Source organism: Quyinboa mangrovi, assembly GCF_042219825.1.
In the GTDB taxonomy this organism is placed as follows: domain Bacteria; phylum Bacteroidota; class Bacteroidia; order Bacteroidales; family UBA5342; genus JBHJHP01.
On the sequence record NZ_JBHJHQ010000002.1, the window covers coordinates 448,976 to 468,315 of the forward strand.

Below are 19,340 nucleotides of genomic sequence, written 5' to 3' on the forward strand. Positions count from 1 at the left end.
ATGAAACGCTTAACACTATTCACAATCACATTATTAATGGCATCTTTCCTGAGTGCACAGGAAATGTTAACCATTGATCAGACATTGGATATCGCCATGAAGAACAGTCCTGATATCAGACAGGCTGAGAATTCAATGAACCGGAGTCTTCAGAATCTGAATGCACAAAAAGCAAGACAGAAATCACAATTCTCACTAAGGACATCGCCTCTCACTATGTCTTATGAAAATAAGTATGACACGAGAGGAGATAATTATTATGACGATCAGAATTTTGGGAGTAATGCCGATTTTAGAGTTTTGCAACCTTTAGTTGCAACCGGCGGTGAACTTTTATTATCCAATAACTTTGGATATGGTTATAATAAAAATAATAACTCAGTCGACGGAAGTTGGAATGAAACAAATAATTTTTCAAATAATTTGAGTTTGTCATTCAATCAACCTCTATTTACATATAATAATCTCAAAGTACAATATGAAGAACTTAAGCTTGATTATGAAAATTCTGCAATTCAATTTGCGTTGACAAAAATGAATTTAGAACGTCAGGTACGACAATTGTTTTATAATGTATATCAGCAACAGCAAAGTTTACTGATTGCACAGGAGGATCTGAAGAATAATGAAGAAAGTTATGATATTATTAAAAATAAGGTTGATGGTGGACTTTCGGCACTGGAAGAACTTTATCAGGCCGAACTAAATGTAGCCACATCAAAATCTGATTTGTACAATCAACAGGTTCAGTTGCAAAATGCCAAGGATAATTTCCTGTATCAGATCGGAGATGATATTGATAAAGACATTATGGTAATAACCGATATTACGGTAAATAAGGTAGATGTTGATCCGAAGATAGCAGTGGAAATGGGATTGAAGAACAGACTGGAATTAAGGCAACGCGAAATTGATATTCAAAATTCGACATTTTCTCTCATCCGGGCTAAAACAACGAATGAATTTTCAGGAAGTGTTGCAGCAACGGTTGGAGTATACAGCAATTCTGGAGATATTAATACTATGTTTAATGATCAGAATACAAGGGTTCAGCCTAACTTAAGTTTCTCTTTCGATATTCCTTTGTTTGACTGGGGAGAACGTAAAGCAACCATAAAATCGGCGGAACTGGCATTGGATAACAGTAAAATGAGCATGGAATTTCAACAATCTGAGATTGTGTTGGGAATTCGGGAGATTATCCGCAATCTGACCAACCTGTACAACCAGGTGGAAATTGCCAGAAAGAGTGTGGAGAATGCTCAGCTAACCTATGATATTAATCTGGAACGCTATAAAAACGGGGACCTGACAAGTATGGATCTTCGTTTATTTCAGAACCAGTTAACCAGTCAGAAAAACTCTTTGACCAATACCATCATCAACTATAATCTGGAACTGCTGAATCTGAAAATTCAGACTTTATATGATTTTGTAAATAACAAACCTGTTATACCTGAAGTAATAAATAACGATAAAAAATAACACCATGAAATCAGCACTTTTAAAATTCACACTATTTGCTTTTGCTCTTCTTTTGCTGACCAACTGTAAGAGATCTGTTCAGAGTTATTCAGCTGAACTGGAAGTTCCTGTGTCAGTAAAGGAAATTGTGCCATCTACAATAGAGTCATTCATTAATACAACCGGTTCGGTATATGCACTAATGGATGCAACCCTTTCTACCGAACTTGCAGGGAAATACCGGTTGCAGACCAATCCGTCCACGGGAAAACCCTACGCTCTGGGAGATAAAGTAAAAGAAGGCGATATTATTATCCGGATCGAAGATAAAGAGTATGAAAACAATATTCATATTGAATCTACAAAACTTGATCTTGAAATTTCAAAACAGGAGCTGGAAAAGCAAAAGAGTTTGTATGAAAAAGGTGGTGTGACCTTACGTGAATTAAAAGATGCTGAGATTGCGGAAATGAATTCGGAATATAATATGGAAAGTGCATTGTTAAACCTTGCCAAAATGAAGGTTATTGCTCCTTTTAGTGGTACAATCGTGGATTTACCTTATTTTACTCCCGGAACAAAAGTTGCAAGTGGGACAGAGGTACTCCGGATTACCAACAACAAGGAACTTTATCTGGATGCCAATCTTCCCGAAAAGTATTTTTCTGAAGTAAAGACAAACATGGATGTGTATATTACAAATTACAATGTTCCGGATGATACACTTCATGGCGTAATCAACCAGATTGCTCCGGCCATTGACCCTGATGCAAGAACTTTTAAAACCTTCATTACCATTGATAACGGAAAAGGCTTGCTCCTCCCGGGAATGTTTGTTAAGGCAGATCTTGTGGCAAAAAGAAGTGAAAATGCCATTGTAATACCAAAGGATATCATCAGGGGAAGAGGTCGTGTGCAGTCTGTATTTATTGCTGAATCGGGTTATTCTCAGGAACGAAGAATTACCACCGGAATTGAAAACAACGACTATGTGGAAGTGACAGATGGATTGAGCATGGGAGATAAACTGATCACCCGTGGCTACGAAACCCTGCGTAACAGATCTAAACTGAAAATTGTAGAGTAAACATTTTAAACCGAAGTGTAATGCTAAAAAAAATAACAGGGTTTTCTGTCAATTATCCGGTAACGGTTACCATGGTGATAACCGGGATATTGTTACTGGGCTATATCTCTTTTCAGAGATTAGGCATCGACTTGTTCCCTGACCTTAATAATCCGCGATTATATGTGGAAATCAAATCGGGAGAACGTCCACCCGAAGAGATAGAGGAAATGTTTGTGGACCGGGTGGAGGCGCTTGCTATTCGTCAGGCCGGAGTAACCAATGTGTCATCTGTTTCCAGGGTGGGACAGGCCCGTGTTGAAGTGGAATATACCTGGGGGAAGGATATGGATGAAGCCTTTCTGGATCTCTCAAAGGCTTTAGCCGTGATTGCCCAGAACGAGGAGGTGGATGAACTGAACATTACCCAGTATGATCCAAATGCTGAACCTGTGATGCTGATCGCGTTCCAGCGCAAAACGGATCAGGACATGGACGACCTGCGAAAAGTTGCTGAAAACTATATCCGAAATGAGCTGATCAGGCTGGAAGGTATTGCTGACGTGGAGATTGACGGAGGCGAGGAACTGGAAGTCGTCATTGAAACCAACGATTATCTGTTGAAGGCGTATAATATAACTACCAGTGAACTGGTTAGCCGTATCAACAGTTTTAATCAGAATGTATCGGGTGGATCCGTGGTAGAAATGGGACGCCGGTATGTGGTGAAAGGGATGAGCGAACTGACCAGTCTGAGTGACCTGGAAAATGTGATTGTTAAAATGGCCCGGCCAACTGTGGAAAGCACCACTGGTCAGCAGTCCTCTGAATCGGTTCAGGCAACACCAGTTTTACTGAAAGAAGTAGCTAAAGTCTATTATAAACCTAAGGACCGTGAAAATCTGGTGACCATTAACGGGGTTCCGGCTTTAGGTTTATCAGTATATAAAGAAACCAAATACAATACGGTTCAGGCCGTCGATGATTTGAAAGAAGCACTTAAGGCCTTACAAAAGGCTTTACCCGGATATACATTAAAAATAGTTCAGGATCAGGGCGATTTCATTTCTTCTGCCATAAACGAGGTACGTGACAGCGCCATTTACGGTATTATCCTTGCCGTGTTTGTACTGCTTTTATTTCTGCGTAAAATAGGTCCGACGTTGATTGTATCATTTGCAATCCCGATATCTATTGTGGCAACATTTGTCCTGATGTATTTTGATAACCTTACCATGAACATCATGACACTTGGAGGTTTGGCACTTGGTGCAGGTATGCTTGTTGATAACGCCATTGTTGTTATCGAAAACATCTTCAGGCTGCATGAAAACGGTGAAAACACAAAAGATGCAGCCATTAACGGAACATCGCAGGTTGGTGGCGCCATTATTGCTTCTACGCTGACCACTATTGTTGTATTTCTGCCTATCGTTTATCTGCATGGTGCATCGGGTGAGTTATTCAAGGATCAGGCGTTAACAGTTACCTATTCACTGTTGTGCTCACTGGTAGCTGCCATCTTTATGATCCCTATGTTTTATTACTGGATGTACAGAAAGAAAAAAACATTTGTTCAGGCTACCAACAGATCCGTAAAACTGACATGGTATGGTGAAATGCTCACGGGATTTCTGAAGCACAGGGGATTAATAATCTTTCTCGCCTTCTTAATAATGGGCGGCGGTTATTTAATGTTGAGAGATCTTGGAAGTGAATTTATGCCACAGACTGAATCGCGGGACTTTTACGTGGATATCAAAATGCCGGAAGGGACACAGCTACAACGAACCTCCGGTGCCGTTGAGTCTGTTGAGCGCGTGATTAGAAGTGTTGTTGGTGATGATCTGTATATGATTTATGCTCAGACGGGACCATCATCCGGACTGACATCAAATGAAAACGGAGCTTTTGAAGATCAGAATATGGCGACCATCAAAGTAATTCTTGAACCGGACAGTACCATTCCAGCTCATGTATTTATGGAGCAGATCAACAAGTACTATCCGTCATCAGATGAGATTGATGTTGTCACCCGTCAGGAACAAACCGCTTTGCAGTCCATTCTTGGAAATGAAAGTCAGCCGGTTGTGGTTGAGATCTCAGGAGAAGATCAGGATGAACTGGAAAACCTTTCGGTTCAGGTCATGAATAAACTAAAACAGGATTCCAATATAACCAACCTTGTATCGTCTGTGGAAGGAGGTGCACCGGAAGTTGAGGTAGTGATAGACCGTTACCGGGCAGGTTTACTGAATGTAAGCGTTTCTGATGTGGTGAATGTAATTTCCCAGCGTCTGGAAGGCACATCTGCCGGACAAATGGATATCTCAGGGGAACTGAGTGATATCACCATTAAAATGGATAAAACTTCATTATCGCAGATTGAAGATTTAAAAGTTAGTTCGGGTGATGTTGAGATCCCGGTAAGGGATGTGGCGAGCATCAGGACATCGGCAGCACCTCGCGAAATATTGCATAACAATCAGAATCGCATCGTAAAAATTACTGCAGACATTGTGGGTGATATTCCACTCGATAAGATCTCACAACAAATAACTCAGGAATTGAGTGAAATTGCTTTTCCGAATGAGTATAAATTTGAAATAACCGGAGAAGAGGCGCAACGTAAGGAATCCATGGATAACCTCACATTTGCCCTGATCCTTTCACTGATCCTGGTTTATATGGTGCTGGCTTCTCAGTTTGAGAGTCTGGTTCATCCGTTTACGATAATTCTGACAATTCCTCTTGCAATTGTAGGTGGTATAGGGATATTCTATATCCAGGGTGCGGCACTGAATATCATGGCTTACATCGGTATTATTATGCTGGCGGGTATTGCGGTGAACGATTCCATTATTCTGGTGGATGCCATAAATCAGTTGCAAAAGGAAGGGTATAAGCTTAAAGATGCCATTGTGGAAGCCGGACAGCGACGTATAAGGCCAATTTTAATGACAACATTAACAACCATTCTGGCATTGCTGCCGTTAACGTTTGGGTTTGGTGAAAGTGCCTCCTTACGTTCTCCAATGGCATGGGCCGTAATAGGTGGTTTGATAACATCTACGCTGTTGACATTGGTTGTTATCCCGTGCTTTTATTACGTGATCGAAACAGGATTAATTAAACTGGGTTTAAAAAAGGAGACCAGATAATGCGATTTGTGATTAACAGGAAGGTACTTATATCGATGCTTTTCCTGGCAGTAACAATGCTGGGCGTTATCTCCTATAAGCAACTCAAGCTTGAACTTTTTCCCAGTGCAGAGCTGCCGGATGTTTATGTTCAGGTTTCTTCTTCTCTTGAAGTTACCCCTGAGTATCTGGAGGAAAAAGCAGTTATTCCGCTTGAAGGTGTTATTGGCAGTCTGGAAGGGATTGATGAGATTGAGTCAACAGCAGGAACCCGCAGCGGATCGATCCATATCACTTATCAGGACGATGTGGACTTTAAATATGCATATCTGAAGCTGGAAGAACGTATCAACAGTGTTCGTGGGGCGCTACCTGATGAATTTCAGGTGAACGTTGTAAAGGCCAGCGATCAGATGCAAAGTATGAGCACTGTTCTGATGGAACTGCAGGTAAGAGGCAGTGGAGGAACAGACAGGCTACGCAATGTGGTGGATGAAAAAATAGGACCCGAACTGGAGAATATTGACGGTGTGGCCGGAATTACGGTATATGGAGGTCGCGAAAAATCTGTTGAGGTGATTCTGAATAAGGAATCCTGCGAAGCGCACCATATTACGCCTGCATCGGTTCGACGGATGTTATCAGCCAGTTTACAGGACAGGAGTTATGCCGGAAAGATAGAGGAGCGGGGGAAACGTTATTTTGTTTATGTTGAAGGGGAATACCAGAAAGTATCGGATATTGAGGACCTGGTCATTCAGGATAATATCCGGTTAAAGGATGTAGCCAAAGTATTTTATGGCGAAAAGGATGAAACTAGCATCAGCCGTGTCAATGGCAAGGATGCAGTAAGTATAGTGGTATTAAATGATGCTCAGGCGAATATTATTGATGTTTCACATGCTGTTAAGAATGTTATTGAAAAGCAGAATGAGAAATATGCATATCTGGATGTGGAAATTGTAGTGCAGCAGAATATTGCTGAGGTCATGGAAAATAACATAGACCAGATTATCGATCTGGCTCTGACCGGTGGTCTGCTTGCAATTTTCATTTTATGGGTATTTCTTAGAAATATAAGTCTTGTAACGATAGTTGCACTGGCTATTCCTGTTTCAGTTTATTCAGCGTTTAACTTCTTTTATGCTTACGATCTTACAATAAACAGTCTTACGCTGGTAGGTTTGGCGCTGGCTGTGGGAATGTTGCTGGATAACAGCATTGTTGTGCTTGAAAATATATACCGGTTGCGATCGGCTGGATACAATGCGGCAGATTCGGTGATAAAAGGAACCAAAGAGGTGTGGCGATCAGTGGTGGCGGCAACACTCACCACTGTGACTGTGTTTTTGCCGTTCCTGTTTTCTTCAAACTACCTGATCAAATTATTTGGGAAACATATTGGGGTGTCGATCATTTCAACCCTGACTATTTCACTTATTGTGTCCATGTTGCTGATACCAATGGCAGTACACGTGGTGATAAAAAAACAACAGGCTGGTAAAATAAATTCATTTAAAACCGTATCCATCAGGAACCGTGCCGTAAGATTTTATCTTTTGTTTTTGAAGACGGCCTTCAGAAATCCGGTGGCGACGATTATTATAGCTGTGGTACTGTTTTTTGTTACCATTTTTGGTGCGAATATGGTAAGTATTAGCACCAGTCAGGAAGTTCAGACCAACGACCTGAGAGTTACAGTTACCATGCCTTCGGGTTCAACCCTGGCTGCAACGGATAAGCTGGTAACTCAGATCGAAGATAAGCTGAAGGATGTGACGGAAATACAGGATGTTATTTCCAGCATTCAGGAAGAAGACGCCGTTATAACCTTGAAACTGAAAGACAAGTTTGAAAAAATAAACGATTTGTCGTTTGCGGATTTATCCGAATCCATCCAACGTAAGATTGGCGAAATGGAACCGGCAGATATCAGTATCTCCGGTACAGCTTCGTCCAGCGGACTTGGTTCTGCCGGCGGTAATTCGGGCAGAGGTTCGGGCAGCCGTGGTAACACAGGATTCCTTCGAATGATGGGAATAGGTCAGGAACAGGATTATATCGTTATTAAAGGGCAGGATTTTGATTTGATGGTCACTATTGCAGATGACCTGGAATATTATCTTGAGGAACTGGATAATGTGAGTAGAGCCTGGGAAACAGCCCGCGAAAACCAACCTGAAGCACGCATCAATTTCGACCGCCATCTGATGTCGGATTACAACCTCTCTCTTTCAGATGTGGCCAACGAGCTAAATGCATTCAGTCGTCAGGTATCATCCAACGTGAATTTTAAGCAGGGTGGGGAGGAGTACGAAATCATGATAACGTATGATAGCGACACTGTTGATACAAATGTGGATAAAACCTTTGATGATCTGAGAGAGTTGCAGGTGTCAAGTTCAACGGATCAGTCGGGAGCAGGACATGAACTGGGTTCTTTTGCCAATGTTTATACGGACCGAGGTTTAAGGGAAATTACACGTTTAAATCAGACCAAACACCTGGAGGTTATTTACCAGTTTAACAACGAAATATACGAATCCAAGACCTTGCTGGAAGCAGCACAAATGGAGGTAGAGCAGGTTGTGGATGCCTATAATATCCCTCAGGGTATTGCAGTGGAAATGGTACATGAAGAATCGGATCTGAATGAATTTTATTCTTTATTCGGAATTGCACTGCTGCTCATTTACATGATACTGGCAGCGGTTTTTGAATCTTTCATCACACCGATAGTTCTGTTATTTTCAGTGCCTATGGCAGCAATAGGATCATTCCTGTTTTTGATGTTGTCAGGAAACTCGCTGTACAACGCCAATACATTAACCGGTTTTCTGATCTTACTTGGAATTGTGGTCAATAACGGAATTATACTGATTGACTTTACCAATATCCTGCGAAAACAGGGGAACCGTACATCCCGTGCATTAATTACGGCCGGTCTTTCAAGGGTAAGGCCTATATTGATTACTGCAATAACCACAATTGTGGCTATGGTACCGCTGGCGATGGGTGATGCCGAATATGTTTCACTAATCGGTGTTCCCTTTGCAATTACAGTAATTGGAGGTTTATCGGTGAGCACAATTCTGACACTGGTATTTATTCCAACACTTTATCTTGCACTTGAAAATGTGGTTCAGTGGATAAAACGTCTTGAATTATCCATATCAATTCCGATGGGAATTATGGTTGTGGCAGGTTTGGTGGTAACCATAACGGAAATTAGTACATTCCTGTGGCAGCTGGCAGTAGGATTTTTAGTGATCACAGGAATTCCTGCAATGGTATATCTGGCACTCAGCAGTTTTAAGCGGGCAAATACAAAACTAATAGGTGATAATGATCCCATCATTATTACCATCCAGAATCTGGTTAAAATTTACGGCAGACCGTCGTTGTTTGGCCGTGAGTGGAGCTCATCGATGGCAATGTCAGGTGTTGATGTGGATGACGTGAAAAGCAAAAAAGAGTTATGGCAGAACCTGATATGGCAGATCCCGGTTTTTATTTTTCTCATATATCTGGGATGGTTCCACATGACAGAAGATATATATTCATTTATTGTTGCAGTTATCATATATATCATGTTCCTGGGACTGATGGGGATATTTGTTCGTGCCCAAGTGAAAGCGTACAGGTTCCTTAATAAAGTAAAGACCATACTGTTTTTTGGAATTCCTGCCATTTATGGTTTATTGTTTTACATGCGTTGGAATAATCTTGCCATGGTAATTATTATTTCAATTTTCTGGTATCTTATCATTGCCGCAATGGCCCTATCACCATCGTTAATATCGGGCAGGAAAAAACCGGAAAACTACCCGAAAATATTTCGGTGGTATGTAAAACTGGTATCACGAATTCCAGGTGTTGGTTTCCAGAAAGAACCATTCAAAGCACTAAAAGGTGTAAGCCTCGAAATTACCACTGGTATGTTTGGCCTGTTGGGACCCAATGGTGCAGGTAAATCAACGATGATGCGTAATATTTGTGGTATTCTGGATCAGAGTTATGGTAAAATTTGGATCAACGGACACGATACAGAGTTGAACCGTGAGGAGCTGCAGGGTTTGATCGGGTATCTGCCACAGGAATTTGGCATGTACGAGAATATGACGGCTTATGCGTACCTTGATTATCAGGCTATTTTAAAAGGTATTACAGATAGTAAATTGCGTAAAGAACGCATTATGTATGTGCTTGAAGCAGTGCATATGCTGGAAAACAGAGATAAACGCATCGGTTCATTTTCGGGTGGTATGAAACAACGTATCGGAATTGCCCAGATATTATTGCATCTGCCACGCATTCTTGTTGTGGATGAACCAACTGCCGGATTGGATCCGAGGGAAAGAATCCGCTTCAGAAACCTTTTGGTGGAACTGAGCCGTGAACGTGTAGTTATTTTCTCTACACACATCATAGAAGATATTTCAAGTTCATGTAATTACATGGCTGTTATTAACCGTGGTAATGTGGTTTATAAAGGAACACCGAAAGCTATGGCTGACGAGGCTGAAGGGAAGGTATGGCGGTTTAGTGTCCCTGTTGAAAAATTTGAGGAAGTAACCAAAGATCTGATAGTAGTTCATCATATGCGTGAGGGAAGAAGTATCAGGGTGAGGTGTTTGTCTGCGCAACAACCTTACGAAGATGCTGTTAATGAGACACCTTTACTGGAAGATGCTTATTTGTGGCTGATTAAATCAACCCGTTAAACTGAAGAAAAAATGGGAATTACATTTAAAAATACATTAAATAACACATGGCGGTTGGTTACATATAACCTTAAAATTGTCTTCGGTGGCAAATTCTGGCTGTTTGTATTATCGGCATTATTGTTCTTCCTGATTTTCGGTACAATTCAGGCTTTTAATGATGATTATTTTACTCAGGATGAAATATATGGCTTGTTACTGTTACCATCACTGTTGCTGATTTTTTATCCTACTGTTTTTGGGATTCAGAATGATGCGGATATGCGGACCCTGGAAATTATTTTCGGTATACCGGATTACCGCTATAAAGTATGGTTTGTTAGGCTGATAATGGTCTTTCTGATAGTTTTTGCACTGTTGTTTCCCTTGGCATACCTGGCCCGGGTCCTACTGATTGATTTTGACTATATTCCGATGATCCTTCAGCTGATGGTAGTAGTATTGTTTGTAGGTAATCTGGCGTTTTTCCTTTCTACATGGATCAAGAATGGAAATGCTACGGCAGTAGTTGTTGTATTAATTGGCCTGATCTATTTTATAATGCAGGGAGTATTACGCGAATCAATGTGGAATATATTTCTGAATCCGTTCAGACAGCTGGAGGGTACAGCAGCTCTGTTGTGGGAAGAAACCGTTATGTATAACCGGATATTTATGCTTTCTGCCTCTGTAATCTTTATATTGTTTGGCTTACTTAATTTACAGAGAAGGGAAAAGTTCTTACGGTAAGCAACTGACAACTAATTCATATGCACAGTACTCATCTGAAGACTTCATGATCTCGGGTGAGTACTTTATTAAGGGATACCGGCGAGGGCTTCGTTTTACCGAAACCATCGCTGATCATATAAACTATTTATAAATAAATTTACATGTTCATTATCATCCCTTTTAATGACCATAAAATTGCCAGTACATCCTTTTTTGACTCTTCATCAATCTTATGATTGTCCAGAACCATCATTATATCATCAACAACGCACATATATTCAGCAGCAGATATATTCATCCCTTTATGGGTGTCAGGCATATCTTTTCCTGTATATTGAACCGGACCTCCGCTGCCTGCGCTGAAAAATTCAATAGTGTGTTGCCGGATGACTGCCATACGTTCCGGTTGTTCTTTGTATGGTAGAAAACGAGCTTTTATTTCCGGATTATTCATATGTGCTTCAATCACATCATCTACTATGCTTGCAATTCCTTCGGTGCCGCCAAGTCTCTCAAAAAGAGTGGTTTCTTTTGTGTTAGTTGGTTCCTGTGAGTGACTCATAAATATTATTATTAAAAAGGTGAATACTGTTAAAATTAACTTTTTCATAATGGTAATAATTTATAATCAGTTAGTTATTAATTAAAAGTGAATTCCATTGTTTTTAGAGAATACATACAAAAATGCCCTCATAAGCATTATTTATCCTTTAACCTTTTCAATCATGTGATTGATTACATGCGTATGCTTGTGCTGAGGGCTGAACATTATAATTTCAGCATCTTTAGTGACTTTAACATTATGTCCTGATGGCCAATAAAAAAGATCATGCGCGTTCACGGTTTCTTCAATTCCATGCGCATCAGTGGTTGTAAGCTGTCCACTTAATACATATCCCCAATGTGGACACTGACAGAGGTTTCCTTCAAGTCCTATGAACAGTGGAGTTGTATCTACACCTTTTGAAAGACTGAAATATTCACTACTAATTTTCCCTAATCCGGTTGCATCGCCAAAATCGACTTGCTGGCGAATAATTGCTCCGGGAATCTCCATTTTTACTTCAATGTTGTCTTTTAAGATTTTCATGATTATACTTTTTATGATTTGAAATTGAACCTAATTAGTACCCTAAAATTTTACAGTAATTTGTATACAGCATAGTTATACCTATTTAGATTGAAACAGGTGGACATTTGGTTCAAAAAAAAGTAAATTTAGATCAAATAAAAATAGCGAGGTAAATTATTCCAATGTTCGAATGTATTCTGTTGGTACTAAATTATAACGTTTTTGAAAACATTTTGAAAAATATGAAAGACTTGAAAAGCCTGTATTAAAAGCGATCTCTGAAATTGTATAAAGATTCTTTTGAATTAATTCCAATGATTTATTTAAGCGGTATTCTTTTAAAAATGTATTCGGCGATTTACCAGTAAGTTCAATCATTTTTCGGTAAAGGTTTGATTTACTCATCCCTAAGGTCTTATTAAAATGGGCAACAGTAATTTCGGAGTTCTGCCATTCCTGTTCAATGAAATCCATTAAATGATTTAAAAAAAGTTCATCAACCGAAGGTAAAACAGCAATATCTTCTGTTTCAATAAAAGCATTCATATTTTCACTTTTGTAGAGATCTTTAACTTCGGCAGAAATCACAATTTTATGACCATAAACATTGCAAAAACGTTCAGTTTTTTGAATGGTTTCTTCAAAAAATGTGCTTCTGCCTGTTACAGGTAGCCCAGCATCCAAACAAATCTTGGGCTTAATTTGGGATAAATTATTATTTTGTGTTGCATTGTAAACCTTTGTATATACTTCTACAGCACACAAAACTGCCTTTGTTACTGATTTAAACGAAATCAGTATACGCTTGGTATTTTGTTCTACAACACGTCCTTCGGAATGTTTTATTGTCAAGTTTAATTCTGTAAGAAAAGTTTGTAATGAATGTGAATCAGTGGTTTCGTGATTATCTGTTTTAATGCGGATAAGCATTACGGTTCGAAAGGCTGGATCATTAATAATGTTGAACTCCGTATTGTTGTCATATTCCGGATCTTCTATTCTTCCTAAAAAAGATTCAACAATAGTCGCATCAACCTCAATTATGGTATGAGGAACTTCACCATGCGCCACATTGTGCATAGCATGTATATTTTCAGCCTTTGGTGCTTCAATCAGGCAAAAGGCTATTTTTCTTTTTTCGTCGAACCAGTACGTTAGTCCTCTGCAGTTAAACTGATGTTCTACTTTTAAATCCTGCTGGTGTAACCATGCCACATTTTCGGCAGTGACTGTTTCTGATACATCGTGACGATCCATATAAATTGGCATACTTTTAGAATTAAATTATAGTTTAAAACATACTGCGCTGAATAAAAGAGGGACTAAACAATTTTATCTGTTTTAGTCTGTATTGGAATGGAGAGCTATATAAATAAATTGTATTACATTATAAAGGTACGTAAATAATTTCAATTTTACGCAGGAAACAATATTACATATACGGTTTTAATCTCAGGTTTGTCCAATATAATATTACTTATGATATCCTTTTGAATCTGAGTGTAAAAGGTTACTTTTGAAAGTTATTTTATAACCCTGATATGAACAACGAACGAATTATTACAATCCGAAGTTTACATAAGACTTATGGAAAAGGCGAAACAGCCAACGAAGTTTTAAAAGGAATTAACCTGGATATTTCCAATGGTCAGATAATTGGATATATCGGACCCAACGGGGCAGGTAAAAGCACCACCGTAAAAATTCTCTGTGGTATGATAACCGATTTTACGGGTGATATTGAAGTATTTGGATATGATTTGAAAAAGGACGCTACAGAAATAAAGAAACATATAGGATATGTGCCTGAAAATGGTGCATTGTACGAAATGTTGACACCTAAAGAATACCTTTCGCTCATTGGTACATTGTACAGCATGAAGCCGGAAGTTACGGAAGACAGGATAAATCATTTCATGAAGTATTTTGGTCTTGAAAAGAATATTGATCAACGAATGGATACCTTTTCGAAAGGAATGAAGCAAAAAGTTCTGATCACTGCCGGTGTGTTGAATAATCCTGATATTCTGTTTCTGGATGAACCATTGAACGGACTTGATGCCAATTCTGTGATTCAGGTCAAGGAGTTACTGACCTCAATGGCGAAACAGGGTAAAACCATTTTTTACAGTTCTCACCTCATGGATGTGGTGGAAAAAATTTCGAGCCGGATCATTCTGATCAACAATGGGAATGTGGTTGCTGACGGAAGTTTTGAAGAACTTAAAGCCAATGAAGCTATCTCCCTTGAGCAGTTGTTTGCGAAACTTACCGGTAATGGAATGTCGACGGTCGAAACGGAAGAATTGTTGAATTCACTTAAAGGCGAATAGGATGGCTGAATTACTGATGAAATTAATCCGCCTGTTACGACCTTTCGTTCGGATGATGGGCGCTGATGTTTTGCAGTTTGAGGCTATCATGAATGCCAAGCTAAGCATCGATTTCAGGAAAGAACCCAGTTCCCTGAATACCAATCGAAAAAGAAAGATGACCTTCGGGAGACAGCTTATTTTTTATGGGATGTTTGGCATCTTTACCGCAATGATATTTATACAGACAAAGGATGTAATATTTGGTTTTACCATTTACTATTCCATCCTGATTGTGATGTTGACCACCATTTTGCTGACCGAATTCTCAAGTGTAATTTTTGATGAAAACGAAAATGATATTTATTTGCCGCGGCCGGTCAGTTCACGGACTTTATTGCTGACCCGATTGGTTCATGTGCAAACGTATATGGGACTGATAGGAGGTGCTATGTCAGTGCCGGGGCTTATTTTCGTGATATTTATACACGGAGGTTTAATGGTTCTGGGTATGCTTTTATCAGTACTCATAGCCTCATGGATGGCTCTGTTGTTTTGTATGTTGCTGTTTCAGGTACTCTCTAAATTTATATCAGGGGAACGTTTTAAGGATGCACTGAACTACCTGCAGATTGGTATTGCAATTCTCATCATGGGTGGTTATCAGTTGTTACCACGGATGTTTGAAATGGTCTCCCCGGATCAGGCAGTTATGTCTACCGGCTGGTGGACATATCTCGTTCCTACAATCTGGCTGGCAGGTTTTACCAGACTGTTCGCTTCATTTACTTCGTCATACGATTTAATCATGGCTGGACTTACGGTTCTTTTTACAGTCCTGGGATCAGTTCTGGTTGTGCGTTTCATGTCGTCCGGTTTCAGCTCGTTACTTAATACGGATGATAAAACAGAGAAAAAGAAAGATAAAGAAAGGTCTGGATCGGGTGTGAAACTAAAAATTAGGAATCTTGCCAGAAACATATTGTGCGTATCGGATATGGAGAAAGCCGGATGGCAGATGACAATGTCTGTAACAAAAAGAGACAGAAAATTTAAACAGGCGGTTTATCCTGCGTTTGGATATATCCTGATCATGTTAATTATATTTTTAAAACCTGACTTTAAAGATTTTTTTGGATCACTTCATAATCTGGCAACAACACCCAAATATCTGGTCTTTATTTTTATGGGATTTTTTGGTGTGAGCACAATTTATCAACTACCCTATACAGATAATGCTGGTGCAGGCTGGATTTATCAGGTCTTGCCGGCTCCGGATAAAAAACATCTCCAAACCGGAGCTATAAAAGCCATGTTGTATAAATTTTACATTCCCATTTATCTGATGTTTACAATTATAGTTCTATTGATCTGGCCTGTCAATGTTCTGGTTTATTTGTTACTTGGTGCAGTGGGAACGGCATTATATGCAGTAGTAGGTGAAATATTCATGAAGAACCCATTGCCTTTTACCCAACCAAGGGACATGCAACGCAAAGGTGGCATGACATTGAGAATGATGGTTTACATGGCGTTGATGGGTGCAATGATTGGAATGATATATTTATTATCTCTGGTTAATATTGCATTTACCATTCTTGCAACACTTTTTATGAGTGCAGGTTTAATGATGAGTTTCAGATCACTCCGAAAAAAGTCGGTTGAACTGTAGGCATTAGATTCTGCTTTTGTATCTTTTCAAGATGATCCAGAATTTCGTGTTTTAGTGTGGGCGCAACATAAAGTCAGGCTTTCACTTAAAATGAATTACATCGGGTGGTTATTTTAATACTATCGCAAAATTTAATTCGAATTCATTTTTCGTAATTCCAGAATTGACAGGGAATGCGGAATTATTTAGCGTATACAATAAATAAAATAGACAGAGTATTAATTCTACCGATCAGATACGGATTTTTTACCATATTCGACATTCTGTTAAATCTTAATTGAAGACTTGCTGAAAAATAATCAAATGAGTATTCATAACCCGCAGATGCCCAGTAACCGAATTGTGTTTTATCAATTTCTATCTGTAAAGGTTCAACAGCTGGATAAACATTCCCGTTTTCCCAGTATCGCGTAGCAGAGTGGACAGAATTACTGTTGAGCTGAATATCATAATTAAATCCTCCCTGTATAAACACAAAATTCTGTTTTACCGGGAAACTGTATTTAATTGATAATGGTAATGTAAGGACGTTCATTTTAAATTCTGTCCTGTGTTGCTCTTCGTAAATATTGTAACTGAAATTCTTTTCCGAAGCAAACCTTGAAGGAGTGTAAAACAGTTCAGCCTGAAATGCTATGTTATCATTCAGTCGCGGAGAATTAACACAAAAAACCAATCCGAAAGTCGGGTCAAGATACCGCGTTTCTTCATTAAGAAAATCAAAACTTCCGTAATTATTCAAATGGAGGGTATTCAGCTTAATGCCGGTTGAAGCTCCCCATGTTATTCTGGCCCATTTTTTACCTGCATTATACTCAACATATGATTTATCTGAATTCCTGTTGTATTTAACGACTATCCAGGTCAGATCTTTTGAATCGTAATTAAGATCATCTATGTAATAATCTAATCTTTTGGGGCAATCACTGGTCAAAACTTTTAAAATGCCTTTCCAGCGATTATCTTCCCTGTTATACGAAATGTCGTCAATTTCTACCGGTTTATCTTTTTTTTCCAGCATTATGCCGTCCTGATCTTCTTTTTTAACATAAAATGTACCGGCATTTTTATACAGACTTATTGGCCCGGTTACCAGTACTTCTGAAAATGCATTTTCCACAATACCTGATATGAAAAAGTTCCCTTCTTTAAAACCGTATCCTTTTAACTCATCCGGTTTATAATTATGTACTCCGGCATCCGTTTTAAAACTGCAGGATTCGTATTTTTCATTCGTAATGCTGTATTTAACTTTTCCCCAAATTGTGTCCTTGTTGAGTTTAATTATATACCCATCACGGAAGTCAAACTGCGCCCAACAATTGCCAAATAGAATAATGCTTGCTAATAACAGATAATATTTCTTTTTCATGATCCGGTAATATGTTGTAAATATATTGAATAATTGTAGAAACGATAGGGCTGTGTAATAAAATAAAAGATTATCCTTAGATAATATTGATTCACCATTCTCATAGCTCTGTTAATGAGTTCAGATTTAATGATGTTTTCATATCACACCGAAAATGCCGGTTGAACTTTAGGCATTTGATTCGGCTATTGAACATTTTCAAGATGATCCAGGATTTCGTATTCCAGTCTGTTAATGAGAAGGTTGTAATTCGTTTGCATGGCGGAATAGTTTAACTGAGCATCTTCCCACAACTTTAGGTCATACGCTAACCTGTAAGTATCTGTTTCCTCATTATAAAACTTTTGAATGCCGTCTTCCATATTTTGTTGTGATGATTCCATCGTAGTTTCAATAATCTTTATATTTTCCAAGGTATAGGCAATTTGTTCCACCAAAGTATGAATGTTCTTTTGAATTAGTTGCTCCTGTTCTTCAATATTTATCTTATTGATTCTGATTTCTTCATCGGTAATATTCAAACTGTTTCGTGTGCGTTTCCCATCATAGATTGGAATACCGATACTTAAACCGACAGATAGATCATTTAATGTTTCAATCCTTCGTTTGGATTGATACCATGAATCTGCTGTTAAATCTAAATAAGACAGATCGCCGGAGCCGGTGACAGAGGCATATGGATTAAATCTAAGTGTCAAATCAATCTGTGGCAAAATTTGTGATTCTATCTCTTTATATTTTAGCTCATCAAGCTTTATTTCAATATTGTATTTTTTAATTAAAAGATGACGCTCGGAAGCAATTCTTATTAACTGGTCTGAATTAAACAGATATTCATCGGTCTGCATTTCTTTTGTAAGTATTAAGCTGTCCTGTACAGGCAGTGCAAGCTGTTCCTTTAAGTCCTTGGAGATACCCGTGTAGCTATGATAATAATTGTTGAGCTTTGTTTTTGTTCTTTCAATCTCGATTTCAAGCTTAAGCAATTCGGAGCTATCTTTTTTACTATTAACTGATGCTGTATTATAAACTTTTTGTTTAATGGATAAAAGCATTTTTTGAGTTTCTATATTCTTTAGGATATTTTGTAAGTTAAAGTATATATTGCCAATATTAAATTGGTTTAAAAAAATTATTTGTCTGTAAGATAAATCAGCACTTTCAAAATTTAGCTCTGCTTTTTCCTGGATGTGTATGTAATCATTGTATGCATAAAGTACATTAAGAGGTTGAACTAATCTTAAAGAAGGGCTAAATGATATGCCCTTGACTTCTAATTCAGATATATCATTTTCAGTAGTTCTTGAAAAATAATAGGCCTTATTTGTTGAAAATCCTGGACTGAAATAAATATCTCCTCCTGTAGGTAAAGGTTGATTTATACTGAAATATGAACTTGTACTAAAGGATCTATTGGATTTGTGAAGATTTTCACCATTACTATTCTTAAAATCCAGATCAGGATTATATCGTTGATCAAAATCCGGATTAAAGTTAAAGCTAATACTGGTATTTAATCTGCTAATTTGAATAAGATACTGATATTTGGCAATTTCATATGCCGATTTGCTTTTACGCATTTGAAAACTTTGTTCGCCGGCAAGTTCCACGCATTTATCAAGCGTTAAGCGATGTATGGTTTGCCCCTGAAAGGAAGATGAAATAAATAAAAATGCAATTACAGTTAATAGGAAATTCTTTTTCATAACAGGTAAATTTAAATTCAGTGAAACTATAAAATATCACAATGTGTAAAACAGGTCATACAATTTGTAATCCTGTTAAAAGTATAAAAAAATGCAGAACT

Annotated in this window: 12 protein-coding genes; 7 read left to right on the forward strand and 5 right to left on the reverse strand. The window is 38.5% G+C overall.

Annotation, left to right across the window (positions count from 1 at the left end; translation table 11 throughout):
* Genes ACE1ET_RS05145 through ACE1ET_RS05165 form a run of 5 tightly spaced genes read left to right on the forward strand, consistent with a single transcriptional unit; the run spans nucleotide 1 to nucleotide 11,123 of the window.
* Nucleotides 1-1,485, forward strand: a complete 1,485-nt coding sequence (locus ACE1ET_RS05145) for a TolC family protein (protein ID WP_375727294.1) — start codon at nucleotides 1-3, stop codon at nucleotides 1,483-1,485.
* Between the two features lie 4 nt (nucleotides 1,486-1,489).
* Nucleotides 1,490-2,551 (forward strand): efflux RND transporter periplasmic adaptor subunit, encoded by a 1,062-nt coding sequence (locus tag ACE1ET_RS05150; protein ID WP_375727295.1) that lies wholly within the window; start codon nucleotides 1,490-1,492, stop codon nucleotides 2,549-2,551.
* A 20-nt stretch (nucleotides 2,552-2,571) separates the two neighbouring features.
* Nucleotides 2,572-5,691 carry an efflux RND transporter permease subunit gene (locus ACE1ET_RS05155; protein ID WP_375727296.1) on the forward strand — a complete coding sequence of 1,040 codons (3,120 nt, stop codon included), beginning with the start codon at nucleotides 2,572-2,574 and terminating at the stop codon, nucleotides 5,689-5,691.
* Nucleotides 5,691-10,394, forward strand: a complete 4,704-nt coding sequence (locus ACE1ET_RS05160) for an efflux RND transporter permease subunit (RefSeq protein WP_375727297.1) — start codon at nucleotides 5,691-5,693, stop codon at nucleotides 10,392-10,394. The genes ACE1ET_RS05155 and ACE1ET_RS05160 overlap by 1 nt, the downstream gene beginning before the upstream one ends.
* Before the next feature lie 12 nt (nucleotides 10,395-10,406).
* Entirely contained in the window at nucleotides 10,407-11,123 is a 717-nt protein-coding gene (locus ACE1ET_RS05165) for a hypothetical protein (RefSeq protein ID WP_375727298.1), read from the forward strand.
* 139 nt (nucleotides 11,124-11,262) lie between these two features.
* Here ACE1ET_RS05165 and ACE1ET_RS05170 read toward each other — a convergent pair whose 3' ends face one another.
* The 3 genes from ACE1ET_RS05170 to ACE1ET_RS05180 all read right to left on the reverse strand — a co-directional run bounded on the left by ACE1ET_RS05170 (nucleotide 11,263) and on the right by ACE1ET_RS05180 (nucleotide 13,446).
* A complete protein-coding gene (locus tag ACE1ET_RS05170) occupies nucleotides 11,263-11,715 on the reverse strand; it encodes a group I truncated hemoglobin (RefSeq protein ID WP_375727299.1) in 453 nt (150 codons plus the stop codon).
* 93 nt (nucleotides 11,716-11,808) lie between these two features.
* The gene (locus tag ACE1ET_RS05175) at nucleotides 11,809-12,195 is read right to left on the reverse strand and encodes a cupin domain-containing protein (RefSeq protein WP_375727300.1); all 387 of its coding nucleotides are present in this window, start codon (nucleotides 12,193-12,195) and stop codon (nucleotides 11,809-11,811) included.
* A gap of 156 nt (nucleotides 12,196-12,351) precedes the next feature.
* Nucleotides 12,352-13,446, reverse strand: a complete 1,095-nt coding sequence (locus ACE1ET_RS05180; RefSeq protein WP_375727301.1) for a nickel-binding protein — start codon at nucleotides 13,444-13,446, stop codon at nucleotides 12,352-12,354.
* Between the two features lie 272 nt (nucleotides 13,447-13,718).
* Between ACE1ET_RS05180 and ACE1ET_RS05185 the strand changes: the two genes are divergently transcribed.
* Together ACE1ET_RS05185 and ACE1ET_RS05190 are read left to right on the forward strand one after the other, a co-directional pair.
* Nucleotides 13,719-14,510: an ABC transporter ATP-binding protein gene (locus ACE1ET_RS05185; protein ID WP_375727302.1), complete on the forward strand. Its 792-nt coding sequence runs from the start codon at nucleotides 13,719-13,721 to the stop codon at nucleotides 14,508-14,510.
* 1 nt (nucleotide 14,511) lies between these two features.
* The gene (locus tag ACE1ET_RS05190; protein WP_375727303.1) at nucleotides 14,512-16,161 is read left to right on the forward strand and encodes a hypothetical protein; all 1,650 of its coding nucleotides are present in this window, start codon (nucleotides 14,512-14,514) and stop codon (nucleotides 16,159-16,161) included.
* A gap of 181 nt (nucleotides 16,162-16,342) precedes the next feature.
* On the opposite strand, the gene ACE1ET_RS05195 is transcribed toward ACE1ET_RS05190, so the two are convergent.
* Nucleotides 16,343-17,533, reverse strand: a complete 1,191-nt coding sequence (locus ACE1ET_RS05195; RefSeq protein ID WP_375727304.1) for an outer membrane beta-barrel protein — start codon at nucleotides 17,531-17,533, stop codon at nucleotides 16,343-16,345.
* A 185-nt stretch (nucleotides 17,534-17,718) separates the two neighbouring features.
* On the reverse strand, nucleotides 17,719-19,239 hold the full coding sequence (locus ACE1ET_RS05200) for a TolC family protein (protein ID WP_375727305.1): 1,521 nt from the start codon (nucleotides 19,237-19,239) through the stop codon (nucleotides 17,719-17,721).
* Between the last annotated feature and the right edge of the window lie 101 nt (nucleotides 19,240-19,340).